General features: G+C 65.3%; 6 protein-coding genes. 3 read left to right on the forward strand and 3 right to left on the reverse strand.

The annotated features are described in order from the left end of the window. Positions 1-611 (forward strand): MBL fold metallo-hydrolase (locus IRZ12_RS14800; protein ID WP_296469915.1); only part of this gene is annotated, 611 nt, incomplete at its 5' end. A 227-nt stretch (positions 612-838) separates the two neighbouring features. Further along, the gene (locus IRZ12_RS14805) at positions 839-1,843 is read left to right on the forward strand and encodes a tripartite tricarboxylate transporter substrate binding protein (RefSeq protein ID WP_363322287.1); all 1,005 of its coding nucleotides are present in this window, start codon (positions 839-841) and stop codon (positions 1,841-1,843) included. Positions 1,844-1,864: 21 nt separating this feature from the next. Here IRZ12_RS14805 and IRZ12_RS14810 read toward each other — a convergent pair whose 3' ends face one another. The 3 genes from IRZ12_RS14810 to rpe all read right to left on the reverse strand — a co-directional run bounded on the left by IRZ12_RS14810 (position 1,865) and on the right by rpe (position 5,107). After that, positions 1,865-3,385 carry an anthranilate synthase component I family protein gene (locus IRZ12_RS14810; RefSeq protein WP_296469918.1) on the reverse strand — a complete coding sequence of 507 codons (1,521 nt, stop codon included), beginning with the start codon at positions 3,383-3,385 and terminating at the stop codon, positions 1,865-1,867. Positions 3,386-3,647: 262 nt separating this feature from the next. Then, entirely contained in the window at positions 3,648-4,358 is a 711-nt protein-coding gene (locus IRZ12_RS14815) for a phosphoglycolate phosphatase (protein WP_296469922.1), read from the reverse strand. A 32-nt stretch (positions 4,359-4,390) separates the two neighbouring features. Beyond that, positions 4,391-5,107 (reverse strand): ribulose-phosphate 3-epimerase, encoded by a 717-nt coding sequence (gene rpe / locus IRZ12_RS14820; RefSeq protein ID WP_296469925.1) that lies wholly within the window; start codon positions 5,105-5,107, stop codon positions 4,391-4,393. A gap of 121 nt (positions 5,108-5,228) precedes the next feature. Here rpe and apaG point away from each other — a divergent pair, with 121 nt between their 5' ends. Continuing rightward, positions 5,229-5,603: a Co2+/Mg2+ efflux protein ApaG gene (gene apaG / locus IRZ12_RS14825; RefSeq protein WP_296469928.1), complete on the forward strand. Its 375-nt coding sequence runs from the start codon at positions 5,229-5,231 to the stop codon at positions 5,601-5,603. The last annotated feature ends 409 nt before the right edge of the window (positions 5,604-6,012 follow it).

Below are 6,012 nucleotides of genomic sequence, written 5' to 3' on the forward strand. Positions count from 1 at the left end.
GCGTGGAGCCCGCCGACGTGACCGACGTCGTGCTCACCCACGCCCACTACGACCACGCGGTCAACTTCACGCTGTTCCCCAGGGCGACCGTCTGGATCGGCGATGCGGAGCTCAGTTGGGCGGCAGCCCAGCCTCCTGGCTTCAACCCCATTCCCGAACTCTATGTGCGCGAGCTCTGTTCATCCGAGCGCGTACACCGCATCCAGGACGGCGAGACTTTTCTCCCAGGCTTGCAGGCGATCGCCGCGCCAGGACACACGCCGGGCCACCTGCTTTTCTACCTGACCGCCTCGGACGACCCGGTGCTGTTCACTGGGGACGCGGCCAAGAACCGTGCCGAGCTGCTGAGCATGACGGTGGCTGATACCGACGACGCGCGCGAAAGCGCCCGCAGCCTGGAAAAAATCTGGGAGATCTGGAGGCGGCGCCCGGGAACCTTATTGATTCCCGGTCACGATCTGAGCATGCGCCTGGATGCCGCGGGACGGCCGGCCTACGTAGGCGAGCGAGCCGCGGAAATCGGGGCCTGGTTCAGCGAGACCCTACAGCAGACGAAAATCGACCTTTGCTGCGCGCCGCGGATCGACTTCTCGCAATACGCCGCCCAGTAAGGGCTGGCCGCACGAGCACCAGCTTGCCGCCCCTGCCCTGGGGAATCGGGCGCGGGCCTCCCGTCGAGCGTCCGCCACGATCGATGCCATCAATACTGATCAGCAAAATTAATCATTTCTCCAGCGTGTAGCGTTTTCGTACGCTCTCCTCACCCGAGCCGGGTTCACGCCCCACGCGGCGTCCGCCCGTCCCGACAAGAACGACGACACGGAGAGGAGACTGATTCATGGCATCCATGGAACCGAAATCGAACGCGTCACGCATGCGGCGTCGCGCGGTCTTGCTGTGCACGCTTGCCGCCGCGTGTGCATTGCCGTTCGCAGGCGATGTCCGTGCCGATACGTTCCCTTCGCGGCCCGTCAAGATGATCGTGCCCTTCGGGCCGGGCACTTCGACCGACATCATCGCGCGCGTCATGGCCGACGAGATGGCCAAACCACTTGGCCACCCCATCGTCGTGGAAAACCGCGCCGGGGCGGGAGGCGCCATCGGCACGGACTTCGTTGCGCGCGCTCCGGCAGACGGCTACACCATCGTGATGGGCACGGTGGGCACCCACGCCATCAACAAGGCGCTGTATGCCAAGCTGACTTACGACCCCGTCGCCGACTTCGCGCCCATCGCGTTAGTGGGCCAGACACCCACGCTGCTCGTGGTGCGTGGCGATTCACCGATCAACAACCTGCGCGACCTCGCCTCGGCCGCGGGCAAACCGCCGGGCGTGAGCTTCGCCTCGGCAGGCAGTGGCACGTCCGGCCACCTCGCTGGCGAATTGCTAAAGGCCAGGCTCGGGGTAGACATGGTGCACGTGCCCTACAAGGAGGGCAACATGGCCGTCTCGGACGTGATCTCCGGCCAGGTGCACTTCATGTTCTATCACCCCACCGCCGTGCTGCCGCACATCCGCGCCGGCAAGCTCCGCGCGCTGGGCGTCTCGTCTGCCAAGCGCAGCGCGGCGGCTCCCGAGGTCGCGACCATCGCAGAACAGACCGGCAGCGACTTCGACCTCGTTGCCTGGTTCATGCTGTACGCCCCCAAAGCCGTACCGGCGCCCGCCCTCCAGAAACTGCGTGCCGCCGCCGCGGGGGCCCTGGCCGCGCCGGGCGTACAGGCCAAGCTGCTCGCCCAGGGCATCGAACAAGGCGCCACAGCGGACCTGGACGAATTCAGCAAGGCCGAAGTCGCCAAATGGGCAGACCTGGTGCGGCTATCGGGCGCCCGGGTGGACTAAGCGGCGCAAGGCCCCGGGGCGTCAGACCGGGTCGTCCAGACCGAGCTGGACCTGCTCGGCGGCACGTAACACCGCACGCGCCTTGGCCTCGGTCTCCAGCCATTCCTTCTCGGGATCGGAGTCCGCGACCACGCCGGCCGCGGCCTGGACGTATAGCGTGCCGTTCTTGACCACCCCGGTGCGGATGGCGATCGCCAGGTCCATTTCACCGCCGTAGCTCAGGTAGCCGGCTGCGCCACCATAGATGCAGCGGCGTACGGGTTCCAACTCATCAATGATCTCCAGCGCGCGCACCTTGGGCGCGCCCGACAGGGTTCCGGCAGGGAACGTGGCCCGCAGCACATCCATCGAGGTCATGCCTTCCCGGAGCAGGCCGGTCACGTTGGATACCAGATGCATGACGTGTGAGTAGCGCTCGATGGCGAGCTGATCCGTGACCTGCACCGATCCGATTTCGGCGATTCGGCCCACATCGTTGCGCGCCAAGTCGATCAGCATGACGTGCTCGGCGATTTCCTTGGGATCGGCGCGCAGCTCCTCCGCCAGGGCGCGGTCCTCCTCGGGCGTTCCGCCGCGCGGGCGCGTGCCGGCCAGCGGGCGTATGGTCACCCGGCTGCGCGGTTTCCCCTGCTCGACCACCGACTCCTGCCGCACCAGGATCTCCGGCGACGAGCCGACGACGTGGAAATCGCCGAAATTCCAGAAGTACATATAGGGGGAAGGATTGAGCGAACGCAGCGCCCGGTACAGCGACAGCGGTGAATCGCGGAAAGGCTTGGCGATCACCTGCCCCACCTGCACTTGCATGAGATCCCCGGCGGCGATGTATTCCTTGGCCTTGCGCACCGCGGCCAGGTAGTCTTCCTTGCGGAAATCCCGGCGCGTCTCGGTCACCATGCTGGCCTGGCTATAGGGAATTTCCGCCGGCCGGCGCAATTGGGCCCTCAAGTCCAGCAGGCGGGTGCGGGCGCGGGCGTAGGCTTCCCGCTCCGAGGGATCCGCGTACACCATGAGGTACAGCCTTCCCGCGAGGTTATCGATGATGGCCAGCTCATCGATGAGAAGCAGCAGCAGGTCGGGAACCGGCTCGCCCATGCCGGCCGGGTCCGGCTTGGTGCAAGGCCCCAGCCGGGGCTCGATGTGGCGCACCATGTCGTGCCCAAAGTACCCCGCCAGTCCGCCCACGAAACGCGGCATGCCCGGCCGCAGCGCAACCTTGAAACGCTTCTGGTATTCCGCGATGAAGGCGAGCGGGTCCCCCTCGTGGCGTTCGACCACTTGGTCATCGGTAATGACCTCTACGTTCCTGCCTCGTGCACGAATAAAAGTGCGCGCAGGCAGGCCGATGAACGAATACCGGCCGAACCGCTCGCCGCCCACCACCGACTCCAGCAGGCAGCTCATCGCCCCGCGGCGCGGGCCGGCCTGGGCGAGCTTCAGGTAGAGGCCGAGGGGCGTGTCCAAATCGGCGTACGTTTCCGCCACGAGCGGAATGCGGTTGTATCCCTGGGCGGCCAGGGCCTGGAATTCGACTTCAGTCATGCGTGCCTCATATCGGAAAACATTGCGTTGCCGAGGGACCGTATCCGGAACGCAGGAGGACGCACGCCCCGACGGTCCGGTGGGACTCGGGGGTGAGATTCGTAAGAATGCTTGCTTGGCCGGTCAGTGCGCTGACGTGCGGCCGAGGAGGAATCACCACCACCCGGCAGACGAACGCCACCAGCGCCACCAGGCGCAGGTTTGGGCGAACGACCGAGTCGTGGAGACCATAAAACGAGCGGGAAGACCCTAAAACGAGAACTTAAAACGCAGGCGGCGACACCGCCGCGGCCCGTGTAGGAGGAAGCGGGTTCGAAATCCAGCCTGCGGCCTCCAAGAGCGAAGAAACTATACCATCGGACTCGATGCCGCGCACGTCCCGCCCTTCGTTGTAACCGTAGGGAACGAGCAGCACCCGGCACCCCGCCGCGCGCCCGGCGGCCGCATCGTTCATGGAATCGCCCACCACCACCGCTTCGGCCGGCCTCACGCCTAATAACGCACAGGCGTGCAGGACAGGAGCAGGATCGGGTTTCTTGCGCGAGAGGGTATCCCCGCTGACCACCTCGTCGAAGTAGGCGAGCAGGCCGGTCCGCTCGAGCAAAGGCCTCGTGAACTCGCCCGGCTTATTGGTCACCACGGCAAGGCGCAAGCCTTGCGCCTTCATCGCCCGCAGCCCCTCGACGACGCCGTCGAACACTTGCGCATGATCGCCGTTGATCGCATGGTAGGCGGCGCGAAAAGCCCGCAGCCCTTCCTGCAGGCGCCCTGCTTCCACCCGTCCCTCCAGGCTGCCCGACAGCGCGCGATGCACGAGGTTCTCCATGCCCTTGCCCACGAAAGTCGCGATGACCTCCTCCGGCAGCGGAGGCAAGCCGAACTCCACCCGCATGGCGTTGGCAGCCCTGGCGAGATCAGGTACGGAATCGACGAGCGTGCCGTCGAGGTCGATCAGTACGGCACGGAAAGACATTCCCGGCTCCTGCATGATGCGAATGTGTCAAACTAGGCGCGAGCCGTCCCGGCGCCGGCGATCTGCGCGCGCATTTCCTTGATGACCGCCGCGTAGTCGGGCTTGCCGAAAATGGCCGAGCCGGCCACGAAGGTGTCCGCACCCGCCGCGCGGATGGCGGCGATGTTGTCGACCTTCACGCCGCCGTCGACCTCCAGCAGGATCTCGCGCCCCGTATCTGCGCGATAGCGCTCGATCTTGGTTCGCGCGTGGCGCAATTTATCCAGCGCCGAAGGCAGGAAGCTCTGGCCGCCGAACCCCGGGTTGACCGACATCAGCAGCACGAGGTCGAGCTTGTCCATGACGTAGTCCATCCAGTCCAGCGGCGTTGCCGGATTGAACACCAGCCCGGCCTGGCAACCCTGGTCGCGGATCAGGCCCAAGGTGCGATCCACGTGGCGCGACGCTTCCGGATGGAAGGTAATGATGTCCGCACCGGCCTTGGCGAACAACGGAATGAGGGCGTCCACGGGCTCGACCATCAGGTGCACGTCGATGGGCACGTTGACGTGCGGACGGATGGCCTCGCACACCATGGGGCCGATGGTCAGGTTGGGAACATAGTGATTGTCCATCACGTCGAAATGTATCCAATCCGCACCAGCGGCCACCACATTGCGCACCTCTTCCCCCAGGCGGGAGAAATCGGCGGATAGAATGCTGGGGGCGATACGTGTGGAATCAGGCCCGGAAGTGGTAAAGGCTGGCATAAGATATTCCATTCACAGGAGCAGTGCGCCGGGCAGCCGCCGCGGGACTGCCCCACGCGGCTCGGGCCCGGCCCAATGCACCTCATTGTAGAAGCTTGTCACCTCCCCCTATGGCGCACGCATGAAATCTCACGAATTTACGGTCACCGTACAGCCTCGCTACCTTCCCGAGCAATCGGACCCGGCACGGCGGCAATACGTGTTTGCGTACACCATCCGAATCACCAATACGGGGACCGAACCTGCTCAACTCATCAGCCGCCATTGGATCATCACCGACGGCAACCAGCAGCAGCAGGAAGTCAGGGGCCTAGGGGTCGTCGGCCAGCAGCCTCTGCTCAAGCCCGGGGAAAGCTTCGAATACACGAGCGGCTGCCCGCTGCCGACCCCCGTAGGCACCATGCGCGGCACCTATCATTGCGTAGGCGAAAATGGCATGCCGTTCGAAGTAGAAATCCCCGAGTTCGTTCTCGCCATGCCCCGCACCTTGCATTAATACCCGGGTTCCTCATTCCGTCCCGGTACGCCCCGGTTCCTTGTCCGCCGGGGCCCCAGTGCGGCGTTCGCAAGCATGAGCGGCCACGGAGCGGGCGGCGGCGGGATCCTCGTCTTGCCCGACCGGCCCTTCTTCCGACGGACGCCCGCTGGCGCCGGCAGAGGAACGCCTTTTCGGCCACATGGTCCAGGCCACGATGAACACCAGTAAGCAAAGCGCCAGGAACGCTTCAAGCAGGAGCAGCCACATAATGTCCTTTCGCGAGTTCTTTGCGAGAAACCTGCATTGTCCCCTATTCCCCACTGCGGCGGCGCTCGCGGTGAGCGCCGCCCTGGGGGGATGCGTGCAGCCGACGCACGCCCCGCCAGCCCCCCAGGAACAGTCTGTTTTTCACATCTGACGCAGCCGA

This window comes from Pigmentiphaga sp., from assembly GCF_019689535.1.
Taxonomy (GTDB): domain Bacteria; phylum Pseudomonadota; class Gammaproteobacteria; order Burkholderiales; family Burkholderiaceae_B; genus Pigmentiphaga.

Bases quoted from the DNA above. Each gene is read 5' to 3' on its own strand.
- IRZ12_RS14805 (WP_363322287.1), top strand. From the start codon at position 839: ATGGCATCCATGGAACCGAAATCGAACGCGTCACGCATGCGGCGTCGC.
- IRZ12_RS14810 (WP_296469918.1), bottom strand. From the start codon at position 3,385: ATGACTGAAGTCGAATTCCAGGCCCTGGCCGCCCAGGGATACAACCGC.
- IRZ12_RS14815 (WP_296469922.1), bottom strand. From the start codon at position 4,358: ATGTCTTTCCGTGCCGTACTGATCGACCTCGACGGCACGCTCGTCGAT.
- rpe (WP_296469925.1), bottom strand. From the start codon at position 5,107: ATGCCAGCCTTTACCACTTCCGGGCCTGATTCCACACGTATCGCCCCC.
- apaG (WP_296469928.1), top strand. From the start codon at position 5,229: ATGAAATCTCACGAATTTACGGTCACCGTACAGCCTCGCTACCTTCCC.